Raw genomic sequence first — 26,513 nt, forward strand, 5'->3', positions numbered from 1 at the left:
GGGTTGCGGGCCCTGCTGTCCCTTCGGAGCGGGCGCGGGCGATGGCGGCTGGGGTTCAGCGCCTGCCGTTTCATCGCGTTGCAGCACGCGCCGTGCCGCGTGTGGCAATCCCGACACCGGGCCGAAAATAACGCAGCCGATATGGCGGCGATTGCACCGCCCATCAGGCGAAAGGTTGGCAGAGAATTCAAGTCTATGCGCTATATATCTGATTTTATGGTATATTGATCGCTGAAGCTACAGACACGCTGCACGTCGCGTGCGTGACCGAACCCTCCGAGGCGGGAAACGCCTATGCGTGGTAAAACCCAGCATTTATCGGGGTTCGTGCATATTCTTGAGCAGGTGCGGTGCTGGCGTGCTCACGCGGGACGGCGCTTATAAATGCCGCACCACAATGGTGAAAATTCTGTGGGCAGAACCCTGCCCATCGCGGCTAGCGCCCGGGTCAGGCGGGCCTTGTTCGCACCGGCAAAAAGGCGTGGAGGATCGCCATCAGGTCGTCCGCCCCGCTTTCGCGCGCCCACATCCGCGCGATGGTGGCTGCGAGGTAGGTCGAGGTTCCATCATAGGCCAGTGACCAGCCGGTGAAGATTCGGTCCGGTCGCGTGCCCTCCGCGACGATGGAAAGGTCGGTGTGGCGCCGATCTGCTCCGATGCGGTCCTGAAGGCGCTGGAGGGCATCGGCAGGCCCCTCGATGTATTGCGCGAAATGTTCGCCGGTGAACAGCAGTGCACCGCTGATGCCGGCATGGAAGTTGGACAGCCGTGCCCGCCGCACGATGTCGTCGACGGCGCCCGCGCTCCACGACACGGGCAGGATGCACCGGCTCACATAGGCCCAATGCCGGCACTGCGGCTCGGAGGCGGTGCCGGTGGGCGCGGCACCAGGCGTGGTCACGCCGCGTCCAGTCCCTGGTCGAGGATGCCGGTCAGCAGCGCAAAGCGAATCAAGGCTGCAAGATTGTCCATCTGCAGCTTGTGCATGATGTTGCCGCGGTGCATCTCGACGGTGCGAACGCCGATCTTGAGCCGTTCGGCGATGGCGCGATTGGTGAGGCCGGCGACGACCCCGCGCAGCACTTCCTGCTCGCGCGGCGTCAATTGGGTGGTCATCGCCGTGGCTTGGCCGACGCGCTGCTGCCGCACGATGCGCGCAGGCAGGACCGCGAAGGCATGGTCCAGAACATCGCGCAATTCGGCCGTGCTGGCAGGAATGTGCAGGAAATCGATCGCACCGGCGCGCAGCGCTTGGACCGCCGCGCGGACGCTGGCTTCGGTATCCATGATGATCACGGACATTTCGGGGCGCCGTTCGAGTACGGATTGCACCGTCGACTGGATGTCGCGGGCCATGTCCGTGGCTTCGCGCTTCGCTTGCCCACTATCATCGCTATGCGTGCGATAGGCGAGCAGCACGCATCCGGCCGGCAGGTAACCTGCCGCATCGGCGAAGTCCGACATCGAGGCGAAAGGGTGGGCTTCCAACCCCAATTGGCGCAGCTGTTTTGCGAGGTCGCGACGGTGTACGGCGTCTCCGTCGACGACATGCACGTTGCGTTGCCCCAGGTTTAATCCGCCCATCTGCCCCAAATGCCTACAAATTCTTAATCTTATAGAGAAAGCGTGTGTAGTTGGAGATGACGCAAACCAATACCGTATCGCTACGGGAAAATACCGAGACGACTGTGGTTTGGCCTAAATCGCGCTGAAAAAGCTGTCGGCATTTGCGCAATACATCGCAGCAACGAGCCATAATCTGGCAAGGAAAGGTCCGGTTTCGCCGGCACGGACAGTGCTGCGTCGGCGAAACCGGGGCCAATCCACGGCAGACCGGGGGGAGGGTCTTGCCGATATTGGACCGACGCGCAGGGGGCGCGCCGTACCTTGAATGTCCGCTGGCCTTGGGGGGAGGGGGAAACCGGCCTGGGGGGAGGCTGGCTGGCCAGGGCATTCAATACCAATCGGTATATAAACGAAGCCCGGCGTGGTCAACCTCTTCGTAGACGGCAGATAGAGCCAAAAGCCGAGGTATTCAGCGACCCGGCCAGACCGCAAGTGCGGCCTCGGACGCACGGCGCATGGTCTCGTCGCTGGCGCCGGAACTGGCCATGACGCTCAAGCCATTGAGAATGCAGATGCACAGGGCGCCGAGTGAGTGACCGTCATGGCCGGGGGGGATGTCGCCGTCGGCCTCGGCGCGATCGAAACGGCGCATGATCGCGTCGTTGTAAGCAGCGCGGCGCGCCTTGATTTCATCGCGCATCTCGTGGTCGAAGGTGCTCGACGCGACCGCACTCATCACGCCAAGGCATGCCCGCTGCGACTCGTCGCCGGTGATCAGCACGAGCGCGCGATGCAACAGCTGTGACATTGCGCCGCGCGCGGTTGGCTCGTCGAGACCGGCAAGCACGTAGTTGAGCTTGTCGCGCTCGTAGAGATCCAGCGCCTTGCGAAACAGCGACTCCTTGTTTCCGAAGCAGGCATAGAGGCTGGGGCGGGTGATTCCCATCGCCTCGGTCAGTTCCGACAGCGAGGCGCCATCGTAGCCACGCGCCCAGAAGACCTTGAGCGCCGACATCAATGCCTGGTCGGGATCGAATTGGCGCGGGCGTCCGCGCGTGACGCATTCGGTGGGCACTGTCGGGGTGGAAGCTGTCGCGTTCATCGTACCGTCCAGCATAGAAGGGCATCGTCGCCCCGTCCATTGTCGTGCGTGTCACAGGAAAAGTGCGTCGTCATCCTCCTGTTGCGGACAGCCGCTGACGGACGCGCTCGGGCCGGCATGTGGCCCTACCAGCGCGCGAAAGCGTTCATGGACCTGGCGCTCGCCCGCCATGGTGTAGCTGCGCGCGATGACGTCCATGACAGCCCCGGCCGCATCTTCGGCGCCAGGTTCGCCAGCCCCCGATGCTGCCGTTCCTAGTGCATTCACGAGTTCGCTCGCCCCGGCGCCCACCGCCTCGACCCGCGTCGCCAGTTCGAGGCTGATCTCGAGGGCATCGCGCGTTTCGTCGATCATCCTCACGATCGTGTCGCCCTGCTCGGCGGCCACGCACAAGGCCCGTTCGGTGCTGCCGGCGGCCTCGCGGATCATCGCCAGCGACTGGTCGAGGTCTTCGCCCGTACCGCCGCTGGCCGGGCCCGATGCGGCGTCGTCCATCGCCTTTGCGCAACCCTGCAGGTCGTCGGCGGCGGCGGTTATGCTCGTCACCGCCTCGTCGAGTTGCTCGGAATGGGTGCGGATCTCGTTGGCGATGACGGTCATGGGCCGGCCGATCACCTCGACCCGGCGGCACGAGAGACCGATGTTGATCGCCATCAGCTGCACGTCGATGCGCAGGGCGCGGATGGCCGTGGCACGCGAGGTGAGATCGCGCACGGTGTCGACGATCAGCCCGAGGGTTGCGGCGGCCTGTCGATCGGCCTTCTGCAACTGCGCGATCATGGCAGTCGCCTCGGTGATCCCGGCCTCCAGCTGGCGCAGGAACCCGGCTTCGGCATTCTGCCCATCGGCCGGCGAACCGGTCCGCGTCTGCAAGGCAACGAGGCGGCGCGCCTGCGGCTCAAGCTCGCGCAGCGAGGCCACGAGCACTTGCGTCTCCCGGCGGAAGTCGGCGGCCGTGTCGTCGAGCTGGGCCTGGATCAATGCAAGTACACGCGCACAGCTGGTGGCCGACTCATTGTGGCCCTCGTCGCGATCGAGGTGCGCGTCCAGGGTCTCGCAGGCGCCGAGGATGTGCTCGAGCCGCTGACGCGCGATGTCGCCGATCTGGATGGCGCCGAGCACGGTGGCGACCCGGCTCTGGATTACGGCGGCGGCTTCGGCCACGGCCTTTGCCGTCGCACCCAAGGCGTCCTGATGCTGCTGCAGGGCGGCGGAATCGCGGATCAGGCGATCGGGCACTTGTGGCACCACCCGGGCGCATTCGCTGGCCAGCCGTTCGTCGGACCGGACCATGCCGACAAGACTGCGTTCAAGCTCGGCAAGTCGGGCATGGAAGCCCTCGGCATCGGCCTTCCCGGCGTTGAGCTTGTCCGCCATCAATTCGGCGAAGTCGACGAATTCACGCGCGCCGCCCGCGGTGATCTTGACGTTCATGCCGTAGATCCGCAGCGCCTCGAGCGTGCGCATGAGATCGCCAACCTGGTCGGTGAGCGCGGCCGAGATTCGGCGGATGCGGGCGACTTCACTGCGGCGGCCGGCGACCTGGCCGGTCACCTGGTGCAACCGACCGGCGGCTGCGGTCAGTTTGCCCACCGCGCCGTTGCCATCGCCGGCATGAAGCGCGGCGCTGATCGTCCCCAAGGTGCTGAGCATGGCGGCGATCGCGCTCACCGTCTGCTCCAGCGCCGCGCCGATGCGGGTAAAGTGATCGTCGAGCCCGGTGAGAACGTCGGCGAGCTGTGCGCGCACGGCGGCGGTGCGGGGCAGCGCCGTCGGCCCACCACTGTGGTGGGCATCACCCTCTGGCGGAAAAGGTGGCAGATCAGGCAGCGGCGCCAGCTGGGGCGCCATCCGGGGCATGGTCAACGGGCGGTTTCCTGCATCAGGCTCTGGGCTATGGCGCCTAACGGAGCGACGCGATCGACGGCGCCGCGCGCGATGGCTTCCTTGGGCATGCCGAACACGACCGAAGTCGCCTCGTCCTGCGCGATGGTGCGTGCGCCGGCCTGTTTCATTTCGAGCAGGCCGCGCGCACCGTCGTCGCCCATGCCGGTCATGATGATGCCCAGCGCGTTGCTGCCGGCGCAGCGCGCGGCCGAGCGGAACAGCACGTCGACCGAGGGCCTGTGACGGCTGACCAGCGGCCCGTCGCGGACCGACACGCAATAGCGCGCGCCCTGGCGGTCGAGCAGGGTGTGCCGTCCGCCCGGCGCGATGAGGACATGGCCGCGCATGACGGTGTCGCCATCCTCCGCTTCCTTGACCGACACTTCGCACAGGCTGTCGAGACGGGCGGCAAATGCGCGGGTGAAGTGCTCGGGCATGTGCTGGACGATGACGATGCCGGGCGCGTTGGCGGGGAGGGCGACGAGCATTTCGCGCAGCGCCTCGGTGCCGCCGGTCGAAGCGCCGATGCACACGACCATCTCGGTCGTGCGGCTCATCGCCCGCGTGCCGGGGTTGCGCAGCGGGGGCGGCAGCACCGCGTCGGCGGTCAGGCGGGGCTGGGCAAGTTCTCGCGCGCTTTGCTGGCGTACACGGGCGCGGGCCGCGGCCTTGACCGTATCGCGGACCATCATGCGGCTTTCCGCCAGATGGTCGGCGACGCCGATCCGCGGCTTGAGGATGACGTCGACCGCGCCAGCCTGCATCGCCTCGAGCAGGGTATCCGAGCCAGCCTCTGTCAGGGAAGAGCACATCACCACCGGTATCGGGCATTGCTGCATCAGCTTGCGCAGGAAGGTGATGCCATCCATCCGCGGCATCTCGACATCGAGGGTGATGACGTCGGGCACCTGGTTCTGGATATGGCGCGCCGCGGCGAAGGGATCGGCGGCGGTCGCCACGACCTGCAGGTCGGGATCCTCCTCGAGGATGGCCTTCATGGTCTGGCGCACGCTGGCGCTGTCGTCGATGACAAGGACGCGGATGGGAGGGCGGGCCATGGGATCAGGTCTCCGCATCGGCCATGACCGCATCCTCGCGGCCGAAGATCAGGGCGACGTCGAGGATGACCACGAACCCGTCGCGCTCGCGCACCACCCCGGCGACGAATTCGGACCGCCAGCCGATCCCGATATCGGGCGCCGGCTCTACCCGCGCACCGTCAAGGGTGCTCACGGCCAGGACCCGGTCGATCACCACGCCCAGCGCCAGCGTGCGGTCGGGGAGGGGAACATCGAGGATGATGATCCGCGTGGCCAGCGTCGGCTCAGCTGGTGGCAGGCCGAGGCGTCGGCGAAAATCGACGGTCGGTATGCCCTGGCCGCGAACATCGGTAAGGCCGAGAAAGTGGTCGGGCCCACCGGGCATGTGGCTGGGCGGTGCGAAGTCGAGGATTTCGCGGACCATAGCGACCGGCACTGCAAAGACCTCGCGGCCCAGTCCGAACGTGACGACCTGGACGTCTTCGCGCCTGCCTGCGGCGCTCGTCCGTTCCAGCACGCTCATGCCGCTTTCCTTCCAGAGCCGAGGACTGAGTCGAAAATGACCCCCAGATCGGGCAGCGCAAGCACGGCATCGGGCAGCCGGACCAGCGCCCGAACATAGTCGCGGCGCCAGCGCAGCCCGACCTGGGGCGGGGGCGAGCTGTCTTGCCGGCTGAGGATGGCTACCTCGTGGACCTTGTCCGTCCTGAGGCCGAGTTGCGTGACCTCTCCGGCCAGTTCGGTCTCGATGACGACGATGCGACTGTCGGGCGTCGGTTCGGCAAGCGGCATGTCGAACGCGACCCTGAGGTCCGCGATCGGGATGATCTTGCCACGATAGTTGACGATGCTGGCCACCAGCGGCTCGGACCCGGGCACGAGCGTCTCGGGAAGCAGGTCGACGATCTCGCGGATATGCGTCGCCTCGATCGCGAGGCGTTCGTCTCCCACGTCGAAGGTCAGCACCTCGAGTTGGCCATTGTCGTCCCAGGGGGTGTTGGCGGTGTCGTCCATCGTCAGCCCACGGCCCGCAGCCGCGCCTCCCGGTGCTGGCCCAGCGCGACCAGATGCATGATGTCGAGGATCAGGGCGACGCTGCCATCGCCAAGGATGGTCGCGCCTGAAAAGCTGGTGACGGGGCGATGCACCGCCGACATCGACTTGATGACCGTCTGGTGGCTGCCGATGATCTGGTCGACCACCAGGCCGACGCGTTCGCCGCCCGTGGCGATGACGACGATCTTCTGATGATCGTCGGGCGCGGACGTGCTGCCGAACAGGTCGCGTAGACGCAGAAACGGGACGAGGGCATCGCGCAGGCGGATCAGGCTGCGCCCGCGCGAGCGATCGTCGTCGTGCGCGGTCAGCTCGAGGCATTCCTCGACCGCCGTCAGGGGGATGACGTAGCGCCCCGTCCCGACGCGCACCAGCAGGCCCTCGATGATCGCAAGGGTTAGCGGAATGCGCAGGGTGAAGGTCGATCCCGCGCCAGCCACGCTGGAAATATCGATCGTGCCGCGCAGCCCCTCTATCGTGCGCTTGACGACATCCATACCGACGCCGCGCCCTGACAGGCTGGTCACTTGCGCCGCCGTGGAAAAGCCCGGGTGGAAGATCATGTGCAGCAAGTCCGGGTCCGACAGGGCCTGGCCGGGCTGGACCAACCCGTTCGCCTCGGCCTTGGCGCGTACCCGGTCACGGTCGATGCCGCGTCCGTCATCGGTGATGGTGATGAGCACCTCGCCGCCGGCGTGGGCGGCGGTGAGAGTAACACGCCCCGCCGGCGCTTTCCCGGCGGCGACGCGCTCGGCGGCGGTTTCGAGGCCATGGTCGCAGGCGTTGCGGATCAGGTGGACGATGGGATCGGCCAGTTGCTCGGCGACGGTCTTGTCGACCTCGGTGGCCTCGCCCTCGGTGACGAGTTCGATGTCCTTGCCCGTCTCACGCGCCAGGTCGTGGATCAGCCGGCGGAACCGGCCGAACAGCGTGGCGATCGGCACCATGCGCAGGACCATCATGGTATCGCGCATCTCGCTCACCAGCCGTTCGATCTCCTCGGCGATCGAGCGCAATACGATGGCGTTGCCCGCGGTCGCGGAGAACGGGCTGTTGGCGAGCTGGGACAGGCGGCTTTGGACGATGACGAGCTCGCCCACGCGGTCCATCAGCACGTCGAGGCGCTCGGCGGGGACCCTGACGCTTTCTCCGGCGCGCGGCACTGCACGGGCGGCGGTTTCCACCTTGTGGGTTACAGGCTCGGGCACGGCGGGCGGCGGGAGCGAGGTCGGGACATTCACGGTGTCGGGCACTGAAGGCGTCACCGGCTCGAGTTGCATCTCCATGTCGTCCATCACGAAGATAAAGACGTCCTCGATCGCCTCACGCGGGATCGCCCCGTCGAGCTCGACCTCCCAGCGGATCAGGCAATCCTGTGGGTTCAACTCATCGAGCGCGGGCAGATCGCTCGCCAGCGTACGGACGCGCCAAGCGCCGAGACCGCGCAATTCGTCGAGCAGGGCCAGCGGATTGGTGCCGTTCGCCATGGCATCGGGAGGGAGGCGGAAGGCCAGGCGCCAGCCTGCCATTTCCGGGGCGCGCTGACCCGGAGCCTTGTCGGAAAGGTCGGGGTAACGGGCAGCAGGGGCGCCGTCTGCTGGAAGCGCGGCGTGCAGGCGCGCGAGAATGGCATCGCTCGCGGCCTCGGGCGCATCGCCATCCACGAGCGCGCGCATGTGGTCCATGGCCGAGAGGATGACGTGGACCAGTTCGGCGCTGGCCTGGGCCTGTCCCTTGCGCACGCGGTCGAACGCCGTTTCGCAATGGTGCGTAAAGGCGGCAAGGGCATCGAAGCCGAACATCGCGCCGGAACCCTTGAGTGTATGCAGACCGCGGAAGACGGTGTCGACAAGGTCGCGGTCGTCCAACTGCATGGCAAGGTCGAGCAGGGCCTGCTCGATCCCGTCGAGCAGGTCGGCCGCTTCGATCCGGAATGCTGCGGCAGGATCCTGTTCGCTCACCGGGCCAAGACTTTCTGGGTGATGCGCAGCAGCTGTTCGGGCTGGAACGGCTTGACCAGCCAGCCTGTGGCGCCGGCGGCCTTGGCCTGTTGCTTGAGGCCGTCGTCGGATTCGGTGCTGAGGAAGATGATCGGCGTGCCCGTCTGGATCGGCAATTGCCGGATCTGCCTGATCATGGTCAGGCCATCCATGTTGGGCATGTTGAGATCGGTGATGATCAGGTCGAAGCGGCAGCTGCGCGCCTTGGCCAGCCCCTCCACGCCGTCGGACGCCTCTGCCACCGTGTAGCCGGCCCCTGTCAGCGCGATGCGGGTGGCGAGGCGCAGGCTGGCCGAATCATCTACAGTCAGGATCGAGGCCGTCATCGGGAATGGTCTCCATGGCACCAGAAATCGCGGAATTCCGGAGAGGGATCGGTCAGGAAGCCGCCGCGCTCGAGTACGGCGGTGATCGCCGGCCCCGCAGGCGCGGCAAGCGCGAGGGTCTTGTGGCAGCGGGCCGCCTGTCCGCGCGCGGCCTCGAGCAGCTGGACGATCGACAGGTCGGCGTCGACGACCTCGGTGCAATCCACGGTGATCGCGTCATGCGTCTCGAGGGCTTCGGCAAGATCGCTGCAGATCGTCGCGATCGTCTGCATGTTCGCCCGGGATCCCAGGCCGACAACGTAGGTCATCACACCCTCCGGCTAGGGCGCCAGGACTACGCCGGTTTTGATGAAGTGCCGGTAAGCCTGGGCATGGGGCACTATGCGTATGTCCATGGCCCGACGCGGCGGCGGCCATGCCGTGGCAGCAAAGCGATGATGAAAACGCATTGTGATTTCGGCGCGCATGGTGGCAAGGGAGCGGCGACGCAGCCGTGAGGTCCCGCCCAGTGAACGATCGCAAGCCCATCGACGCGTCCGCCGCGCTCATCATGCTCGTCCTCTGCGCAATCTGGGGCTTCCAGCAGGTGGCCATCAAGCTCGCCGCCGGCTCGATGAGCCCGCTTCTGCAGATGGGCCTGCGTTCGGGGTTGGCGGCGCTCGCGACCCTTGGCGTCATCGCTTGGCGCGGCGAAGGCCACGCTTTCAGGCGGCACACGATCCTGCCCGGGCTAGCGATCGGCGTGCTGTTTGGCACCGAGTTCGTCCTGGGGGGTGAAGCCTTGCGCTTCACCAGCGCGTCGCACACCACGATCTACGTCTATTCCGCACCCATCGCGGCGGCGATCGGCCTTGGCCTGCTGCGCCGAGACGAGCGGCTGCGCGCCGGGCAGTGGCTGGGTGTGGCGCTATCGTTCGTCGGCGTCATCGTCGCTTTCAGTGGCGAGACCGATGCCGCGCGCTACCCGCACATGCGGCTGGGTGACGCGCTGGCCTTGGGCGGTGCACTCGGCTGGGCCTGTACCACGCTGGTGCTGCGTAATTCCTCGCTGGCCAATGCGCCCGCGTCGGTCACGCTGTTCTACCAGCTTGCCGGTGCCTTCGTGCTCTGCACCGGCCTTGCGCCGATCATGCACGAGACCGCATTCCGCGTGACGCCTATCCTGCTTGCCAGCATGGGCTTCCAGATCGTCGTCGTGGCTTTTCTGAGCTACCTGGTATGGTACGCGCTGCTGCGCCGCTACAGCGCCGCGCGGCTCGGCGTGCTCAGCTTCATGACGCCGATCTTCGGCGTGATCGCGGGCGTGACGGTGCTGAACGACAAGCTGAGCGGCGCGTTCATCATCGGCGCCGTACTGATCCTCGCCGGTATCGTAGTGGTCAGCACTGCCGACAGCATTCCGGCCGCAGCCGCGCGGTTGTTCAGGCGGCGCAGCCCCGCTTGAGCTCGGCGATCCGCGCGTCGGCTTCCTGCTCCATCACCTGAAGCTCGGCCATCGTCTTTACCAGCGCACGCTGCTGGCTTTCAAGCTTGCGAATGCGCGAGCGAATGTGCGCGACGAGATGCTGCAACTGCTCCAACCCGGTATGGTCGACGTCGTAGAGGTCGAGGAACTCCTTGATCTCGCGGATGGTAAAGCCAAGCCGCTTGCCGCGCAGGATCAATTGCATGCGCGCCACTTCCCGCGGCGAATAGATGCGGGTGTTGCCGACGCGTGCCGGCTCGATCAGGCCTTTGTCTTCGTAGAAACGCAAGGTCCGGTGAGTCACGCCGAGGCGCTCGGCCACCTGCTGGATGCCCTGCAGCTGTTCCGGGGCGGATTTGCTCGCTGCGACCTGCGCGGCTTCGCCACGCGTGTCCTCCCCGTTCGTCGGGGGCAGACCGGGCTGCGTCTCGATCATGGTCGCCACTCTACCCCCTTCAACCCGTCCATCGCAACTGCAGCATGAGCCACACACCAGCAAAACAGGAACATCCGATCCAGATCAAGTGCCGCAAGGCCGATTGCCCTTCCGGCCGCTGCGGGCGCACCCCTCAATGTGCGGCTTGCGCCCGCTTGGCCCGCTCTTCCGCAACCAGTTCCTTCTTCGACAGCTTGCCCACCATGGTCTTGGGCAGCGTATCGCGGATCTCGATGCTGCGCGGCACCTCGATCTTGTTGAGATGGCTGCCCAGAAAGGCCAGCAGTTCCTCGGTCGTCACCGTCATGCCAGCGTGCAGCTTGACGAAAAGCTTGGGGCTCTGCCCGCGATAGGGATCGTCGACGCCGATGGCGATCGCCTCTTCCACTGCCGGGTGGAGGTAGGCCGCTTCCTCGATCACGCGCGGATAGACGTTGTAGCCCCCGCACAGGATCAGGTCCTTCAGGCGGTCGACGAGATAGAGGTAGCCGTCCTCGTCGAGATGTCCGATGTCACCCGTCCGCAGCGCGCCATCGACGAAGACCTGGGCGGTATCGTCGGGGCGCTGCCAATAGCCGGCCATGACCTGCGGACCGCGGGCGCAGACCTCGCCGTTGACGCCGGTCGGCAGGAGCGTCTCGGGATTGTCCGGATCGCGGATTTCGAGGATTGTGCCGGGGAAGCGCACGCCGCAGCTGTTCTCGCGGATCTCGCCCTTGAGCAGGTTGCAGGCGATGATCGGCGAGGCTTCGGTCAGGCCATAGCCCTCGACCACGCGCGCACCGGTGCGCTGCTCGAAAGTCTGGCGGACTTCCAGCGGCAGCGGTGCACCGCCCGAGATGCAGGCGTGCAGGCCCGAGAGGTTGGGCACCCTGGCATCTTCCAGCGCATTCATGGCGATGAACAGCGTGGGCACGCCGAAGAACAGCGTCGGCGGCTTGCGGCGAATGGTCGCCAGCATCGCGCCCATCTCGAAGCGCGGCATGAGCACCAGCTCGGCCCCGATCAGGATCGAGAAATCGAGCACGGCGGTCAGCGCGAAGACATGGAAGAACGGCAGCACCGCCAGCGTGCGCTGTGGCTGGGGCAGCGACCCGTGGATGTGGGCCTGCTGCTGCAGTGCATTGGCCGTCAGGTTGCGATGCGTGAGCATCGCGCCCTTGGGCGTGCCGGTCGTGCCGCCGGTGTATTGCAGCACGGCCAGGTCCGAGGGTTGCATCGGCACCGGCTTCGGCGCGTCGCCGCGCGCGACGAGGTCGCAAAACCGTACGTGCAGCGTGTCGTGCGCATAGCGGGCATGGTCGCGCCGCTTGAACAGCCGCCAGCCCAACGCCTTCATGCGCGGAAGAATGCCGGCCATCGGGCAAACGATGATCGACTGCAGCCCGCATTCGTCGGCGACGGCACGGACCTTGCCGTGGATCTCGCGCAAGTCCGGGACCGCCACGATCCGCGCGCCGCTGTCCTTGAGCAGGTGGCGCATCTCGCACTCGGTGTAGAGCGGGTTCATGTTGACGATCACCGCGCCGATCTTGAGCGCCGCGAAGTAGAGCACGATGTAGTAGGGCGTGTTGGGCAGGCACAGCGCGATGCGGTCGCCCTTGCGCACGCCCATGTCCTGGAACCCGCGCGCGGCCCGCTCGACGAGCCGGCCGACGGCGCGATAGGTCCAGGTGCGGCCCATGAAATCGATGGCGGGCCGGGCGCCATGGTCGCGTACGGCATTGTCGATGAGGTCGCTCAGCAGCATCTCGGGCGGCGACCAGTCTGGCGCCAGGGTCTCGTCGCAATCGGCGGACAGCGGCACGACGGGATCATGAGAGGCCGGGATCGAGGGGGCAGCGATCATCGCGAACTCCTGGTGGTCGGTAATCATGCGCGAGGCGTCATGCCTCGGCTCTTAACGCCGGCCCGCATCGCGGACCGGGGTGGCGCCGGGGGAGGGAGAGGCAACCCCCGGCGCCGAACGGTCAGAACTTCACTCGGCCGCCGAGCGACAGCACGACGACGTGCGCGTCCTGCAACGTACCGTTGACCACGATCGGCGTCTGCACCGGCGTTCCGGCATAGGCGGCGGTCAGGCGATTGACCGGCGCATCGGCGAGCGTGAGGTAATTGGCCGCCACGTCGATCTTGAACGCGTTGCTGAAGGCATGCGTTGCGCCAAGTGCGTAGTTCCAGCGGCTGCTGTCGGGCACGCGGGCGTCGCGCTCGTTCGGGCGAACCGGCGTCACGTCGCGCTGCACACCGCCGCGGATCGTCCACTTGGGCGAGACGTTGGCATCGAAGCCCGCCGCGAAGGCCCAGGTGTTGCGATAGTCCTCGGGGATTGCGGTGTTGAGCGGCGCGCCGAGCGAGATCTGCTTGAAGCGCGACCAGCCGAAGCGGGTGGCCTGGGCATTCAGAGTCAGCATCGGCGTGACGGCCCAGCGGCCGCCGAAGGTCAGCTGCCACGGGGTCGAGAACTGCGCCTGGGTCGACACGGTGCGGTTCTGGGCGGCAAGCGGGCCGAGCAGGCCGGCGATCACCACGTCACCGTTCAGCGTGTGCTTGATCGACGACTTGTAGCTGAGGCCCACTGTCACGGTCTTGCCGCGGAACTGCGTGCCGGCCGACCAACCCACATCCCAACCCTTGCCCTTCAGCGTCTGGCTGCCGTCGGGCAGCAGCGGCGAGAGGTTGGGCAGGGCATTGCCGAGCGTGGCATCGGCATGTTCGACGTTCACCGCACCACCGATCGAGATCACCGGCGTCAGCTGCAGCGCCAGCGAGGGCTGGATGTCGATCGTGCGCAGGCTGGTGCGCAGCGCGGTGTAGCGGGCCCAGCTGTTGGCGCTGTATTCGGTAGTAAAGTTGTAGGGCGCGGTCACGGCCAGGCCGAACGCAAGGTTCTTGCCGAGCGAATGCGCGATGGCACCCGAGGGGACAACGCCCTTGTTGATCGGGTTGCGCGCGCTCTGCTCGCCACCGACGGGTGCCAGCGGCTGTCCCGGGCGCTTGATCAGCGTGTTGACGTTGTTGACTTCGCCATAGGGCAGGATGCCGGTCGCGCTCAGCGCGCCTTCGCCGCCTTCCATTCCGGCGATGCTGGCCGGGTTCCACCACAGGCTCTCGACACCGGTGTCAGCCACTTCGCCCGAATAGGCGCGGCCGGTCGCCTTCGCCGACTGGTCCTGCAGGTAGAACGCACCGGCGAACGCCGGGGTGGCGATGCCCGCCGTGCCCGCCAGCAGCATGGCAGCGCCGATGGAGCGGCGGTTGATCGTCTTCATCATTCTCTCTCCCTTGGTCGTCTCTGTATTCGTCACCGCGACGCGCATTAGCGCAGCCGCTTCCACGTCTGGGTCTTGCACAACGGCCAGACGATGCAGCCTTTAAGCTTGAGCGTGTCGGCATCCACGACGGTGATGGTCGCCTTGTAGGTCCCGCCGTCTTCGGGGTTGTAGATCGAGCCGCCGTCCCAGCCGTCCTTGGTCCGGGTGAAGCCCTTGAGGATCGTCATACCCTTGAGCGGACGGGTCCGCAGCGCCGCATCCTTGTTCTTGCCGTCGGCAAAGGCCGGGTTGGCGCGGATGCTGTCGGAATCCATTAGACGGCCGCAGATCGAGCTGCCGCAGGTGGCGACTTCGACGACGCCGTGCTTGGACGGGGTGGACCAGCGCCCCAGCGCCTGGTCTGCCGATGCTGCGCCAGCCACGGGTGCAGCAAGGGCTGCGGCTGCGAGCAGGGATACTGCGGTAAAGGCCTGAAGCGGCACACCTTTCATCTCTGTCATCCTCGACCCTTGGGAACCGGTTACACCGCCTGTGCGCTGTTCCGATGCCCTGTTGGACCCGGCGGGTGCCGCCGGTACGAATCAGTGTATGCCTCAAAAATCAGTTGACGTATAGGGAAACTTGCGCACCATTACGGACGAAAGCGGTGCCAAGGGTGATTCCATTTTTCACGCCCGGACACCGCGCCACTTGCGAGGATGCTGAACATGCCGAATGCGGTTATCGCCGGGTACGCCCGATCGCCTTTCCACCTGGCCGGCAAGGGCGCGCTGGCGCGCACCCGGCCCGACGACCTGGCCGCTGCCGTCGTCAAGGGCCTGGTCGAGCGCACCGGCGTTTCGGCCGATGCGATCGAGGACCTGATCGTCGGTTGCGCCTTCCCCGAGGGTGAGCAGGGCTTCAACGTCGCGCGTCTGATCGGCATGATCGCCGGCCTGCCGCGCTCGGTCGGCGGCATGACCGTCAACCGTTTCTGCGGGTCGTCGATGAGCTCGGTCCACTATGCTGCTGGCCAGATCGCCATGGGTGCCGGCGAAGTCTTCATCGCTGCCGGTGTCGAATCGATGAGCCGCGTGCCGATGATGGGCTTCAACCCGCTGCCCAACCCGGCGCTTGCCAAGGCCAGCCAGGCCTACATCGGCATGGGTGACACCGCCGAGAACCTGGCCCGTCAGTACGGCCTCGACCGTTCGGCGCAGGAAGCCTTCGCCGTCGCCAGCCAGCACAAGGCGGCCGCCGCGATCGCCGAGGGTCGTCTGAAGGACGAGATCGTCGGCATCGAAACCAAGGCTGGCCTCGTCGATGTCGACGGTTGCCCGCGTCCCGGCACCACCGCCGAGGCGCTTGCCGGCCTCAAGCCCGCGTTCAGCGCCGACGGCACGGTGACGGCCGGTACGTCGTCGCCGCTGACCGATGGCGCCAGCGCCGTCCTCGTGGCCAGCGAGGACTATGCCCGCGCTCACGGCCTGCCGATCCTCGCCCGCATCAAGTCGGTCGCGATCTCGGGCTGCGCGCCGGAAATCATGGGCATCGGGCCGGTCGAATCGAGCCGCAAGGCCCTGGCCCGCGCAGGCATCTCGGTCGCCGATCTCGACGTGATCGAACTGAACGAAGCCTTTGCCAGCCAGGCCATGGCGTGCATCGCCGACCTCGGTCTCGACACTGCCAAGATCAACCTCGATGGCGGCGCGATCGCGCTGGGCCACCCGCTCGGCGCCACCGGTGCGCGCATCGTCGGCAAGGCCGCCAGCCTGCTGCAGCGCACGGGCGGCAAGTATGCGCTGGCCACGCAGTGCATCGGCGGCGGGCAGGGCATCGCCACGGTTCTGGAGGCCATCTGACCATGAGCGATACGACAACCACCATCCGGAAGGTCTGCGTCATTGGCGCAGGCACGATGGGGGCGGGCATTGCGGCGCAGGTCGCCAACGCCGGCGTCCCCGTCCTGCTGCTCGACATCGTGCGCGATCCGGCGAACCGCAATGCGGTGGCGCAGGGCGCGCTCGATCGCCTGCTCAAGGCCGAACCCGCCGCCTTCATGAGCAAGCGCAACGCCAAGCTCGTCGAAGTGGGCAACATCGAAGACGATCTCGGCCGCGTCGCCGAATGCGACTGGGTGATCGAGGCGATCATCGAGCGGCTCGATCTCAAGCACGCGCTGTACGAAAAGCTCGAGGCGGTGCGCCGCCCGGGCACGGCGGTCTCGTCGAACACCTCGACGATCCCGCTCGAGCAGCTCGTCGCCGGCCGCAGCGAAGGCTTCGTGCGCGATTTCCTCATCACTCACTTCTTCAATCCGCCGCGCTACATGCGCCTGATCGAAGTGGTGGCCGGCCCCAACAGCGATCCCGCGCTGGTCACCGCCGTGTCGGACTTCGCCGACCGCGCGCTGGGCAAGACCGTGGTGCGCGCCAAGGATACCCCCGGGTTCCTCGCCAATCGCGTCGGCACGTTCTGGATCCAGCAGGCGATCAACGCCGCGATTGACCTCGGCCTCACGGTCGAGGAAGCCGATGCTGTCGCGGGCAAGCCGATGGGCGTGCCCAAGACCGGCGTGTTCGGTCTGGTCGATCTCGTCGGCATCGACCTGATGCCGCATCTCAAGGCCAGCCTGACCGCGACGCTGCCGGCCGATGATGCCTATCGGACCATCGCGGTCGATCACCCGCTGATCACCAGGATGATCGCCGACGGCTACACCGGCCGCAAGGGCAAGGGCGGTTTCTACCGTCTCAACCGCGACATGGGGAAGCGCAAGGAAGCGATCGACCTCGCGACCGGAGAATACCGCGCGGCGACCAAGGCGCCCAATCTTCCGGCCGCGGCGCAGAAGGACCTGCGCGCGCTCGTCGGCCTGTCGGGCAAGCTCGGCGCCTATGCCTGGGCGATCCTCGGCGCCACGCTGTCTTATGCAGCGTCGCTGGTGCCGCAGGCGAGCGACGACATCGTCGCGATCGATGCGGCCATGCGCCTGGGCTACAACTGGAAGTTCGGTCCGTTCGAGCTGATCGACAAGCTGGGCACCGGCGCCTTCGCCGAACGCCTCAAGGCCGAAGGCAAGCCGGTCCCGGCGATCGTCGAGACCGCCGCCGGCCGTCCGTTCTATCGTGTCGAGGGCGGCAAGCGGCAGGCGCTGGGTCTCGATGGGGCCTACCATGACGTTGCGCGCCCGGATGGCGTGCTGCTGCTCGAGGACATCAAGCTCTCGGCCAAGCCGATCATGAAGACCGCCTCGGCGGCGCTGTGGGACGTCGGCGACGGCGTCGCCGCGATCGAGTTCACCGGCAAGATGAACGCGCTCGACAACGAGGTCATGAAGCTGATCAGCCAGGCCGTCCCGGTCGTGGCCGAGAAGTTCAAGGCGCTGGTCATCTACAACGAAGGCAGCAACTTCTCCGCCGGTGCCAACCTCGGCCTTGCCATCTTCGCGATGAACATCGCGGCCTGGGGCGAGATCGAGAAGCTGGTCTCGGGCGGGCAGCAGGCGCTGAAGGCGCTGAAGTACGCACCGTTCCCGGTGGTCGGCGCGCCCTCGGGCATGGCGCTGGGCGGCGGATGTGAAGTCCTGCTTCACTGCGATGCCATCCAGGCCCATGCCGAAAGCTACATCGGCCTGGTCGAATGCGGCGTCGGTCTGGTCCCGGGCTGGGGCGGCAACGGCGAGATGATCGATCGCTGGCGCCAGAACCCGGCTCTGCCCAAGGGGCCGATGCCGGCAGTGGCCAAGGTGTTCGAGACCGTCTCGACCGCCACGGTGTCCAAGTCGGCGGCGCAGGCCATCGAGCATGGCTTCCTGCGCCCGACCGACAAGGTAACGATGAACCGCGATCGCCTGCTCGCCGATGCCAAGGCGCGCGCGCTGGCCATGGTCGAGGGCTATACCCCGCCCGAGCCGCCGACGTTCCGCCTGCCCGGTGCCGGTGGTCGTACCGCCCTCGACATGGCGGTGCAGGGCTTCCGCGCCCGCGGTCTCGCCACGCCCTATGACGAAGTCGTCTCGGGCGCGCTGGCCCGCATCCTCACCGGCGGCGACGCCGATGTGGTGGACGTCGTGACCGAGGACGACTTGCTCGCCCTCGAGCGCCGCGAATTCGCCGCCCTCGTCCGTAATCCCGCGACACAGGCCCGCGTCGAGCATATGCTCACGACCGGCAAGCCGCTTCGCAACTGATCGGGAGATTTGCCATGCAGATCTATACTGCCCCCTTGCGCGACATGCGCTTCGTTCTCAACGAACTCCACACCGACGACGGCTTCGGCGATATTCCGGCGCTGGCTGACTTTACCCCCGACCTGACCGAGGCGGTCCTGACCGAGGCGGCCAAGCTGTGCCAGGACGTGCTCCTGCCGCTCAACCGCAGCGGCGACGAGGAAGGCTGCACGCTCGAAAACGGCGTAGTGCGTACCCCCAAGGGCTTCATCGAAGCCTACAAGGCCTTCACCGAAGGCGGGTGGAACGCGCTCGTCCTGCCGCCCGAATGGGGCGGGCAGGGCGCGCCCGAGGCCGTGGGCAAGCTGGTCGAGGAAATGATCTGCGCGACCAATGTGTCGTTCAGCCTTTATCCGGGCCTGACCAACGGCGCGATCGCCGCGCTGACCGAATATGCCAATGACGAGCTGAAGCAGGCCTACCTGCCCAAAATGGTCAGCGGCGAATGGTCTGGCACGATGTGCCTTACCGAGCCGCACTGCGGCACCGACCTCGGCCTGCTGCGCACCCGTGCCGACGTGGGCGAGGACGGCAGCTACAAGATCTCGGGCGCCAAGATCTTCATCTCGGCCGGCGAGCACGACCTGACCGGCAACATCGTCCACCTCGTGCTGGCACGCCTGCCCGATGCCCCCAAGGGCGTGAAGGGCATCAGCCTGTTCCTGGTGCCCAAGTACCTGCCGGATGCCGATGGCAACCCGTCGGTGCGCAACGGCGCCAAGTGCACCGCGATCGAGCACAAGATGGGTCTCAAGGCATCGGCCACGTGCCAGATGCTGTTCGAGGACGCCAAGGGCTGGCTCGTCGGCGAACCGCATCGCGGTCTCGAGGCGATGTTCACGATGATGAACGCCGAGCGCGTAGGCGTGGGTATCCAGGGCCTGGGCATCGGCGAGGCGGCTTATCAATCGGCCGTATGGTACGCCAAGGACCGCCTGCAGGGTCGCTCGCTGTCGGGGCCGAAGCACCCCGACAAGCCGGCGGATCCGATCATCGTCCACCCCGACGTGCGCAAGATGCTGCTTACCATGCGTGCGTGGAACGAGGGTTGCCGCAGCGTTTCGGCCTGGGTCGCGCGTGCGCTCGACGCGGAAAAGCATGCCGACGAGCCCGAACAGCGCCAGCGCGCCTCGGATTTCGTCGCGCTGATGACCCCGGTGGTCAAGGCGATGTTCACCGACATCGGCCTCGAGAACGCCAGCCTCGCGGTGCAGACCTACGGCGGCCACGGCTTCATCCGTGAAAGCGGCGTGGAGCAGTACATGCGCGATGCGCGCATCGCCATGCTCTACGAAGGCACCAACGGCATCCAGGCGCTCGACCTCGTCGGCCGCAAGCTGCCCTTCGCGATGGGCCGTTACCTGCGCAGCCTGTTCCACCCGATCAGCGAGTTCATCGAGGAAAACCTCGAGGATCCGGCGATCGGCAAGATGGTCGCAGGCCTCAAGCGTTCGTTCGAGGCGCTGCAGGGCGCGACCGCGATGATCGCCGAGCGCGGCATGAAGGACCCCGAAGAGGGCGGTGCGGCGGCGACCGACTACCTGCGCCTGATGGGCCTGGTGGCGATGGCTTACTGCTTCGCCAAGTCGACCAAGATCGCGTCGCGCGCGCTGATGAGCGGCACCGGCGAAGTCGCCTTCTACAAGGCAAAGATCGACACCGCGCGGTTCTTCTATGAAAAGCTGCTGCCGCAGTCGGCAGCGCTTTACCTGACGATCAAGGCCGGCAAGGCTGCAGTCATGGACTTCGCCGAAGACGCGTTCTGAGGCGAGCCGCACGATAACGAGAAACGCCGCGTGGACTTATCGTCCGCGCGGCGTTTTTGCTTGGGGTGGCATGCCGGCGAACCGGCGTGCCGACCTTACTTGTTGATCGCGTCCGAACCGGCCTGACCGACCGACTGGATGTCGCGGCCCGCGCCCTTGACGGTATTGCACGCAGCGGTGCCCAGCAGCAGGCCGCCCATAGCGGCAGCAACGATGATCTTGCGCATCATGGTGAAAAACTCCCTTTGGTGCAGGGGCAGAGGCGGCCAGCGCCCTCCCGAACGCTGCCACAACGCGCGGATTTCCGCGCGGTTCCTGTGTGATAGGTCTACCGTCGTTCTAGCATCAGGCGGTGGCGGCCGCGTCGGCTCTGCGACGCGACAGAACGTGTTCGCGCCACGCGATCAAGAGGCCCGATGCGATCACGATCGGGGCGCCCAGCCAGGTCGTGCCGGGGGGCAACTGTCCGAACACCAGCCACCCCCACAGCGTCGCCCAGCCGAACTGCGAATAGTCCATGACGATCACGCTGGAGACGACGCCGATGCGCAGGGCCGCGGTCATCAGCACTTGCGCGAAAAGCCCGCTGAGGCCGATGCCGCCCAGAATCAGCCAGCCGACCGGATCGTGGTTGATGCCGGTAAAAACGAGGAACGGGGCGAGGGCGGGCAGGCTCATCGCCGAAAAATAGAACACGACGGTCAGCGGCTGCTCGGTACGGCCGAGGTCGCGGATCTGGATCGACACCAGCGCGACCGCGAAGGCCGCACCGATCCCGGTGGCCAGGCCGACCAATGGCACATGCCCGCGATCGGGACCGGCAATCACCAGAATGCCTGCCAGCCCCAGTACCACCGCGGCCCATCGCCACGGCCCGACCTGTTCCTTGAGCAACGTCGCCGACAGGATCACGGCGAAGACCGGTGCGGTGAATCCCAGCACGGTCGCCTCGGCCAGGGGCAGGATCTGCACAACTCCGAGCGTCAGGAACATGCCTGCCGTCCCGATCATGGCGCGGCGGAAATGGATCCACGGCCGGGCCGTGCGCAAGAGATGCATCCGCCGGGTCGACACGAGCCAGGCAAGAATGAGCACGGCGGGAATCGCTTGCCGCCAGAACATCGTCTCGGGCAGCGGCATGCCGCGCGTGCCCGCCAGCTTGACCAGCAGCAGCATGATCGACAGCGTGGCCATGGCCGCCAGGCGCAGGCCTAAGGCCAGGAAGGGACGATCGCGTGCCGGCATGGGCTGCGCCTAAAGTGGTGGGCAAAGCGAGGCAAGCCCTTGCGCCGGAAAGTCCCGCTGCCCATCTGCCCGGCGCAGATTGCAGGCAGGATGCACAGACAACGTGGACGGGCAGAGCGGATTGGAACGGGCGTGGGACTGGGTGGCCCTGGAGCCGATACACGCGATCATCGCGGCCGGGCTGGCGCTGCTGCTGGTCGCACTGCTGGCGCTCTTGGCGGATCGTCAGCGTCGTCGCCGGCGCAATCTCGACCGCGTCGGGTGCATGCCGTGGACGATGATCTACGTGCTCAGTTTCTTCGTCGCGAGTATCCTGCTGGCGACGGCCTTGCGCGCGATGGCCTGAGGCGCTCGCGTCGGATCACCGCGGGCGGCTTAGCGTGACCTGGCGATAATAGCCGAATCCGCCCTGGTGTACGTGCATGAGTAAGCCGCGCTGCCCCGCGATTGCCTGCGCTACCTCCGCCAGATCGAGTCGCGGGCTGACATGGAAGCGGGCCAGCCAGCGCATGAGTGCGCGGCGGAGTGGTCCGGGCAAACCGGCCCCATCATGGAAATCGACCATGTGCAGTGCGCCGCCGGGGGCGAGCAGGCCCGCCGCGTGAGCGATGGCGTGCTGCCATTGGGGGATCATCGACAGGGCGAATGAAATGACAACGCGATCGAACTGGGCGGTCCCCAGAAGTGCCGCGGGATCGAAATTCGTCGCATCGCCCAGGCCTAGCCGGGCGCCTTTCCCCAGCTTGGCTTGCGCGGTTCGCAGCATCTGCTGCGAAATATCGATCCCGTAGAGCCGGCTGCCGGGCCAAGCACGTGCGATCTGCGCCAGGTTGCGCCCCGTACCGCAGCCGATCTCGAGTACGCGCCCGGCCTCAGGCACGTCGAGCTGGCGGATCAGGCGATCGCGGCCGAACAGATAGTACTTCCGCGTCGCGTCATAGATATGGACCTGCCGGCGATAGATCGCGTCCATCAGCGCCGCATGCTGGCGCTGGTGCGGGGCCAGCCCGGTCACGGCCGCAGTACGTAGAGGTGGACGCCGCCATAGATCGAGGAGCGGTCGCGGCGGGTGAAATCGGCCGAGGCCTCCGCGTGATATGTCCAGCGATCGAGGATGGCGGGCGCGACGCGGCCGGGCAGCAGGCTGGGTTCCGCGGCGGTGCGGAACAGGACGCGCGCACCGGGGCGGGCCGTCCGGGTGATCTCGCGCCACAGGGCGTTCAGCTGGTCGTCGGTCATCCAGTCCTGTGCATCGAGCAGGACATAGCGATCACGCGAGGCGGCGGGGAGCGTGGCGAGGTGTTCGGTGAAGTTGGCGTGCAGGACGGATATGCGCTCGGCGCGGGCGCGCACGGCATCCCAATTGGCAGCCTGGAGATAAGGCGGCAGCGGCGCTTGCGCATCGCGGGCATAGCCGCGTGAAAAGGCCTGCCAGGCAAAGTAGTTGTCACTGACCGGGAAGTCGCAGGCGAGCTTTTCGAGGCGTCGGCGCAGCACTTGCGCCATGCGTTCGTCACCGGCCAGCGCGTCGAATTGGGCCGGCGGAATGCCGAGGCCGAACAGCGCGGCCGGCTGGTCGGTCAGCCAGCGCACGAAGCGCTTGTCGAACACCGGCGCCAGTTCGGCCTCGAACACCGCGCGCTGGTCTTCCTGCGTCGGCGCCGCAAGGATGCGGGCAAGATCAATGCGATAGAGCTTGGCGAGGAGATGGGCGACGCCGATGAAGTTGCCCAGCAGGCCGCGCTTGTAGATCCCCTTGCGGAAGCCACCGATGCGGCGCCGGCCGATCAGGTCCCGACCTTCCCAATAGCGGCGCGTGGTTTCGTCGAGGTGGGGGGCAAGGTGCTCGCGGTAGGCCGCCACGTTGGCGGGGCTGTCCGCCTCGGCGAAGAAGCGGCGGAAATGCGCGTGATCGGGCAGCGCTTGCGCAGCGGCGACCTTCAGCTTGTTGAGCGCGATATGGGCGGTGTTGAGATCGACTGCGGTGATGCTTTCGGGATCGGCGACGAGGTAGGACAAGACGTTGCAGCCGCCGCTGGCGATGGCCACGATGCGACTGTCCGGCGCGATCTGCAGCGCCTCCATGTCGACTTTGGGGTCTTCCCAGATCTGCGCATAGACGAGGCCGCGGAAGGCAAAGGCAAAGGTGTGGTCGAGCAGCCGGCTGACAACGCGGGTGCCCTTGCGCACGACGGACCGCGTAATCGGATGCGCGCCGTTGCGGAGCCGTGGTTTCTTGCGCAATTGCATGGCCTTGCCCTTCCCATTGGTATGGATGGCGCGGCAATACGGCGATGGTATTGCGGTTATGTGGCAAGCCCGCTGCGCCTGGCCTGTCGCGAAACAGGACTTGGGTTTGTCATGTGCTTGCCTTATGGGCCTGCGCATGATGGGCCATCCTTCGCGGATGGGCCCGCGTGTCCCCTGTTTTTCCCAGATTTATGGAGTGTCCATGGCTCAGGTTCTTGTCATCGGTGCCGGCGGTGTCGGCTCGGTCGCCGTCCACAAGATGGCGATGAATGCCGATATCTTCACCGGCATTGCCCTCGCCAGCCGTACCAAGAGCAAGTGCGACGCGATCGCCGCCTCGGTGAAGGAACGCACCGGCGTCGATGTCGCCACCTACCAGATCGATGCCGATGACGTCGCCGCGACCACGGCGCTGATCAACGAGGTCAAGCCGGTGCTGGTCGTCAACCTGGCGCTGCCGTACCAGGATCTGACGATCATGGATGCCTGCCTCGCGGCCGGCGTCAACTACATGGACACCGCCAACTACGAACCGCGCGAGGAAGCGAAGTTCGAGTATAAGTGGCAGTGGGCCTATCAGGACCGCTTCAAGGAAAAGGGCCTGATGGCCGTGCTCGGCTCGGGCTTCGACCCGGGCGTGACCTCGGTCTTCGCGACCTGGCTCAAGAAGCACAAGCTCGACACGATCAAGACGCTCGACATCCTCGACTGCAACGGCGGCGATCACGGGCAGGCCTTTGCCACCAACTTCAATCCCGAAATCAACATCCGCGAAGTGACCGCCCCGGCGCGTCACTGGCTGAACGGCGAGTGGGTCGAAACCCCGGCGCTGACCATCCGCCAGCAGTTCGATTTCGAGGCCGTCGGCCCCAAGAACATGTACCTCATGTACCATGAGGAAATCGAAAGCCTGAAGACGCACCTGCCCGAGATCGAGCGCATCCGCTTCTGGATGACCTTCGGCGATGCCTATATCACGCACCTCACCGTGCTGCAGAACGTCGGCATGACCCGGATCGACCCGGTGGTCTACGAGGGCAAGGAAATCATTCCGCTGCAGTTCCTCAAGGCCGTCCTGCCCGAACCCGCCTCGCTCGGCGCCACGACCAAGGGCAAGACCAACATCGGCGACATCGCCACCGGCACCAAGGATGGCGTCGAGAAGACGTTCTACATCTACAACATCTGCGACCACGAGGATGCCTTCGCCGAGACCGGCAACCAGGCGATCAGCTACACCACCGGCGTCCCGGCCACGATCGGCGCGGCGCTGATGGTGAAGGGCCTGTGGCAGGGCGAGGGCGTGTTCAACATCGAGCAGCTCGATCCCGATCCCTTCATGGACATGCTCAACCAGCACGGCCTGCCCTGGCAGGTGAAGGAACTGGCAGGTCCGCTGCAGTTCTGACGTTTTTACGGTTCCAGGCTTCCACCACCCCCCGACCCCCTCCTCTAAGGAGAGGGGGAGATGAGACGCCCCCGCCTCTTCAGAGGAGGGGGTTGGGGGTGGTGGAAGCCTGACGCAACATAGTTACGAAAGGCCCATCCCCATGGAAACCAGAGCCGGTGATCCGGGCGCTTTCGCCCACTTCGACCTGTCGCGCGTCGACAGCCCGTCGTTCGTCGTCGACGTGCAGGCGCTGCGCCGCAATCTCGCGACGCTCGCCGACATTCGCGATCGGGCGGGGCTCAAGGTCCTGGCCGCGCTCAAGGCGTTCTCGATGTGGCAGGTGGCGCCGGTGGTCGGCGAATACCTCGATGGGGTATGCACCTCGGGCCTGTGGGAAGCGAAGCTGGCGCAGGAACACTACCAAGGCGAGATCGCGACCTATTGCGCCGCCTACAAGGCGGAGGACCTGCCCGAGATCCTCGCGATCTCGGACCACGTGATCTTCAACTCGCCCTATCAGATCGCCCGCTTCAAGCCGCAGCTCGATGCCGCGCGCGCCGCGGGCCTCGTCTTCGACGTCGGCCTGCGCATCAATCCGCTGCACGCCGAGGGCGAGGTGCCGCGCTACGACCCGTGCGCCCCGCACTCGCGGCTTGGCTTCCCGGTCGACCAGTTGCAGCCCGAGCATCTGGAAGGCGTGTCGGGCCTGCACTTCCATACCTTGTGCGAGCAGGACTTCGAGCCGCTTGCGCGCACCTGGGCTGCGCTCAAGCCGCGCATCGCGCCCTGGTTCGGCCAGCTCAAGTGGCTGAACTTCGGTGGCGGGCACCATGTCACGCGCGCCGATTACCAGCGCGACGACCTCGTCGCCTTCCTGCAGGCGGTGAAGGGCGAAACCGGGTGCGAGCTGTATCTGGAACCCGGTGAGGCGGTAGCCCTGGACGCGGGCATCCTCGTCGGCACCGTGCTCGACCGGCACTGGAATGGCCTCGACATCGCCGTGACGGACATTTCGGCAACCTGCCACATGCCCGACGTGATCGAGGCGCCCTATCGGCCCGCCATGCTCGGCGAGAAGCCGCTCGACGAGTACGAGGGTGGTGAGGGCGACGCACCGGTGCGCCTCGGCGGTCCCTCGTGCCTCGCTGGCGACGTCATCGGCGACTATCGCCTGCCGATTCCGGCCGAGCCAGGCGCCCGCTTCGCGTTCCTCGACCAGGCGCATTATTCGATGGTCAAGACGACCACCTTCAACGGCGTCCCGCTGCCGTCGATATGGCTTTGGGACAGTGCCACAGACGCGCTCGATCGCGTGCGGAAATTTTCCTACGAAGATTTTCGCGACCGCCTGAGCTGACTATTGATTTAAAAGGAAAACTTCGAATCCGGCGGCGCCTGCCCGTGGCGCGCGCGCGCCGGATCGAAGTCGACTGTGTGACAGTTTTGTGAAGGGGTGATTTTTTCACTTGAACTTCGCCCCCCCCGCCGTATTTAGCGCT

At 66.4% G+C, this 26,513-nt stretch carries 25 protein-coding genes; 7 read left to right on the forward strand and 18 right to left on the reverse strand.

The genetic code is table 11. The features are described from left to right. Positions 1–448: 448 nt before the first annotated feature. The 10 genes from V7Q48_RS05630 to V7Q48_RS05675 all read right to left on the reverse strand — a co-directional run bounded on the left by V7Q48_RS05630 (position 449) and on the right by V7Q48_RS05675 (position 9,285). Complete coding sequence (locus tag V7Q48_RS05630; RefSeq protein WP_333836797.1) at positions 449–901, reverse strand: BLUF domain-containing protein; 453 nt, start codon at positions 899–901, stop codon at positions 449–451. Then, on the reverse strand, positions 898–1,488 hold the full coding sequence (locus V7Q48_RS05635) for a response regulator transcription factor (RefSeq protein ID WP_333836799.1): 591 nt from the start codon (positions 1,486–1,488) through the stop codon (positions 898–900). Before V7Q48_RS05635 ends, V7Q48_RS05630 begins: the two co-directional genes overlap by 4 nt. A gap of 547 nt (positions 1,489–2,035) precedes the next feature. Next, positions 2,036–2,668 (reverse strand): TetR/AcrR family transcriptional regulator, encoded by a 633-nt coding sequence (locus V7Q48_RS05640; RefSeq protein ID WP_333836801.1) that lies wholly within the window; start codon positions 2,666–2,668, stop codon positions 2,036–2,038. 51 nt (positions 2,669–2,719) lie between these two features. Continuing rightward, complete coding sequence (locus tag V7Q48_RS05645) at positions 2,720–4,534, reverse strand: hypothetical protein (RefSeq protein WP_333836802.1); 1,815 nt, start codon at positions 4,532–4,534, stop codon at positions 2,720–2,722. Further along, the gene (locus tag V7Q48_RS05650) at positions 4,531–5,613 is read right to left on the reverse strand and encodes a protein-glutamate methylesterase/protein-glutamine glutaminase (protein WP_333836803.1); all 1,083 of its coding nucleotides are present in this window, start codon (positions 5,611–5,613) and stop codon (positions 4,531–4,533) included. The genes V7Q48_RS05645 and V7Q48_RS05650 overlap by 4 nt, the downstream gene beginning before the upstream one ends. A 4-nt stretch (positions 5,614–5,617) precedes the next feature. Then, positions 5,618–6,118, reverse strand: a complete 501-nt coding sequence (locus V7Q48_RS05655; RefSeq protein ID WP_333836804.1) for a chemotaxis protein CheW — start codon at positions 6,116–6,118, stop codon at positions 5,618–5,620. After that, a complete protein-coding gene (locus V7Q48_RS05660) occupies positions 6,115–6,609 on the reverse strand; it encodes a chemotaxis protein CheW (protein WP_333836805.1) in 495 nt (164 codons plus the stop codon). Before V7Q48_RS05660 ends, V7Q48_RS05655 begins: the two co-directional genes overlap by 4 nt. A 2-nt stretch (positions 6,610–6,611) precedes the next feature. Continuing rightward, positions 6,612–8,612 (reverse strand): chemotaxis protein CheA, encoded by a 2,001-nt coding sequence (locus V7Q48_RS05665; RefSeq protein ID WP_333836806.1) that lies wholly within the window; start codon positions 8,610–8,612, stop codon positions 6,612–6,614. After that, complete coding sequence (locus V7Q48_RS05670) at positions 8,609–8,977, reverse strand: response regulator (RefSeq protein WP_333836807.1); 369 nt, start codon at positions 8,975–8,977, stop codon at positions 8,609–8,611. Before V7Q48_RS05670 ends, V7Q48_RS05665 begins: the two co-directional genes overlap by 4 nt. Beyond that, positions 8,974–9,285 carry an STAS domain-containing protein gene (locus tag V7Q48_RS05675; protein ID WP_333836808.1) on the reverse strand — a complete coding sequence of 104 codons (312 nt, stop codon included), beginning with the start codon at positions 9,283–9,285 and terminating at the stop codon, positions 8,974–8,976. Before V7Q48_RS05675 ends, V7Q48_RS05670 begins: the two co-directional genes overlap by 4 nt. A gap of 200 nt (positions 9,286–9,485) precedes the next feature. On the opposite strand from V7Q48_RS05675, the gene V7Q48_RS05680 reads away from it, so the two are divergent. After that, entirely contained in the window at positions 9,486–10,421 is a 936-nt protein-coding gene (locus tag V7Q48_RS05680; RefSeq protein WP_333836809.1) for a DMT family transporter, read from the forward strand. On the opposite strand, the gene V7Q48_RS05685 is transcribed toward V7Q48_RS05680, so the two are convergent. The 4 genes from V7Q48_RS05685 to V7Q48_RS05700 all read right to left on the reverse strand — a co-directional run bounded on the left by V7Q48_RS05685 (position 10,399) and on the right by V7Q48_RS05700 (position 14,653). After that, the gene (locus V7Q48_RS05685; protein ID WP_333836810.1) at positions 10,399–10,878 is read right to left on the reverse strand and encodes a MerR family transcriptional regulator; all 480 of its coding nucleotides are present in this window, start codon (positions 10,876–10,878) and stop codon (positions 10,399–10,401) included. The genes V7Q48_RS05680 and V7Q48_RS05685 overlap by 23 nt on opposite strands. A gap of 133 nt (positions 10,879–11,011) precedes the next feature. Next, positions 11,012–12,628 carry a long-chain-fatty-acid--CoA ligase gene (locus V7Q48_RS05690; RefSeq protein WP_333836909.1) on the reverse strand — a complete coding sequence of 539 codons (1,617 nt, stop codon included), beginning with the start codon at positions 12,626–12,628 and terminating at the stop codon, positions 11,012–11,014. Positions 12,629–12,848: 220 nt separating this feature from the next. Then, positions 12,849–14,153: an OmpP1/FadL family transporter gene (locus tag V7Q48_RS05695; RefSeq protein WP_333836811.1), complete on the reverse strand. Its 1,305-nt coding sequence runs from the start codon at positions 14,151–14,153 to the stop codon at positions 12,849–12,851. A gap of 44 nt (positions 14,154–14,197) precedes the next feature. Then, positions 14,198–14,653, reverse strand: a complete 456-nt coding sequence (locus tag V7Q48_RS05700; protein ID WP_442947095.1) for a DUF2147 domain-containing protein — start codon at positions 14,651–14,653, stop codon at positions 14,198–14,200. 207 nt (positions 14,654–14,860) lie between these two features. On the opposite strand from V7Q48_RS05700, the gene V7Q48_RS05705 reads away from it, so the two are divergent. From V7Q48_RS05705 to V7Q48_RS05715, 3 genes are read left to right on the forward strand one after another with little or no spacing between them, the layout of a single operon-like run. After that, entirely contained in the window at positions 14,861–15,994 is a 1,134-nt protein-coding gene (locus tag V7Q48_RS05705) for a thiolase family protein (protein ID WP_333836812.1), read from the forward strand. A 2-nt stretch (positions 15,995–15,996) separates the two neighbouring features. Beyond that, positions 15,997–18,324 (forward strand): 3-hydroxyacyl-CoA dehydrogenase/enoyl-CoA hydratase family protein, encoded by a 2,328-nt coding sequence (locus V7Q48_RS05710; RefSeq protein WP_333836814.1) that lies wholly within the window; start codon positions 15,997–15,999, stop codon positions 18,322–18,324. 14 nt (positions 18,325–18,338) lie between these two features. Beyond that, on the forward strand, positions 18,339–20,129 hold the full coding sequence (locus V7Q48_RS05715; protein WP_333836815.1) for an acyl-CoA dehydrogenase C-terminal domain-containing protein: 1,791 nt from the start codon (positions 18,339–18,341) through the stop codon (positions 20,127–20,129). 95 nt (positions 20,130–20,224) lie between these two features. On the opposite strand, the gene V7Q48_RS05720 is transcribed toward V7Q48_RS05715, so the two are convergent. Next, the gene (locus V7Q48_RS05720; RefSeq protein WP_333836816.1) at positions 20,225–20,359 is read right to left on the reverse strand and encodes an entericidin A/B family lipoprotein; all 135 of its coding nucleotides are present in this window, start codon (positions 20,357–20,359) and stop codon (positions 20,225–20,227) included. Positions 20,360–20,474: 115 nt separating this feature from the next. Further along, entirely contained in the window at positions 20,475–21,374 is a 900-nt protein-coding gene (locus V7Q48_RS05725; protein ID WP_333836817.1) for a DMT family transporter, read from the reverse strand. 103 nt (positions 21,375–21,477) lie between these two features. Here V7Q48_RS05725 and V7Q48_RS05730 point away from each other — a divergent pair, with 103 nt between their 5' ends. Beyond that, on the forward strand, positions 21,478–21,720 hold the full coding sequence (locus tag V7Q48_RS05730; RefSeq protein WP_333836818.1) for a hypothetical protein: 243 nt from the start codon (positions 21,478–21,480) through the stop codon (positions 21,718–21,720). A gap of 15 nt (positions 21,721–21,735) precedes the next feature. Here the strand turns inward: V7Q48_RS05730 and V7Q48_RS05735 are convergent, their stop codons facing one another. Both V7Q48_RS05735 and V7Q48_RS05740 read right to left on the reverse strand, forming a co-directional pair. Then, on the reverse strand, positions 21,736–22,347 hold the full coding sequence (locus tag V7Q48_RS05735) for a class I SAM-dependent methyltransferase (RefSeq protein ID WP_333836819.1): 612 nt from the start codon (positions 22,345–22,347) through the stop codon (positions 21,736–21,738). Positions 22,348–22,385: 38 nt separating this feature from the next. After that, positions 22,386–23,624, reverse strand: coding sequence for a DUF3419 family protein (locus V7Q48_RS05740; RefSeq protein ID WP_333836820.1), 1,239 nt, complete (start codon positions 23,622–23,624; stop codon positions 22,386–22,388). Positions 23,625–23,826: 202 nt separating this feature from the next. Between V7Q48_RS05740 and V7Q48_RS05745 the strand changes: the two genes are divergently transcribed. Together V7Q48_RS05745 and V7Q48_RS05750 are read left to right on the forward strand one after the other, a co-directional pair. Then, the gene (locus tag V7Q48_RS05745; RefSeq protein WP_333836821.1) at positions 23,827–25,032 is read left to right on the forward strand and encodes a saccharopine dehydrogenase family protein; all 1,206 of its coding nucleotides are present in this window, start codon (positions 23,827–23,829) and stop codon (positions 25,030–25,032) included. 142 nt (positions 25,033–25,174) lie between these two features. Next, entirely contained in the window at positions 25,175–26,371 is a 1,197-nt protein-coding gene (locus V7Q48_RS05750) for a carboxynorspermidine decarboxylase (protein ID WP_333836822.1), read from the forward strand. Positions 26,372–26,513 lie beyond the last annotated feature (142 nt).

This window comes from Novosphingobium sp., from assembly GCF_036803765.1.
Lineage (GTDB): Bacteria > Pseudomonadota > Alphaproteobacteria > Sphingomonadales > Sphingomonadaceae > Novosphingobium.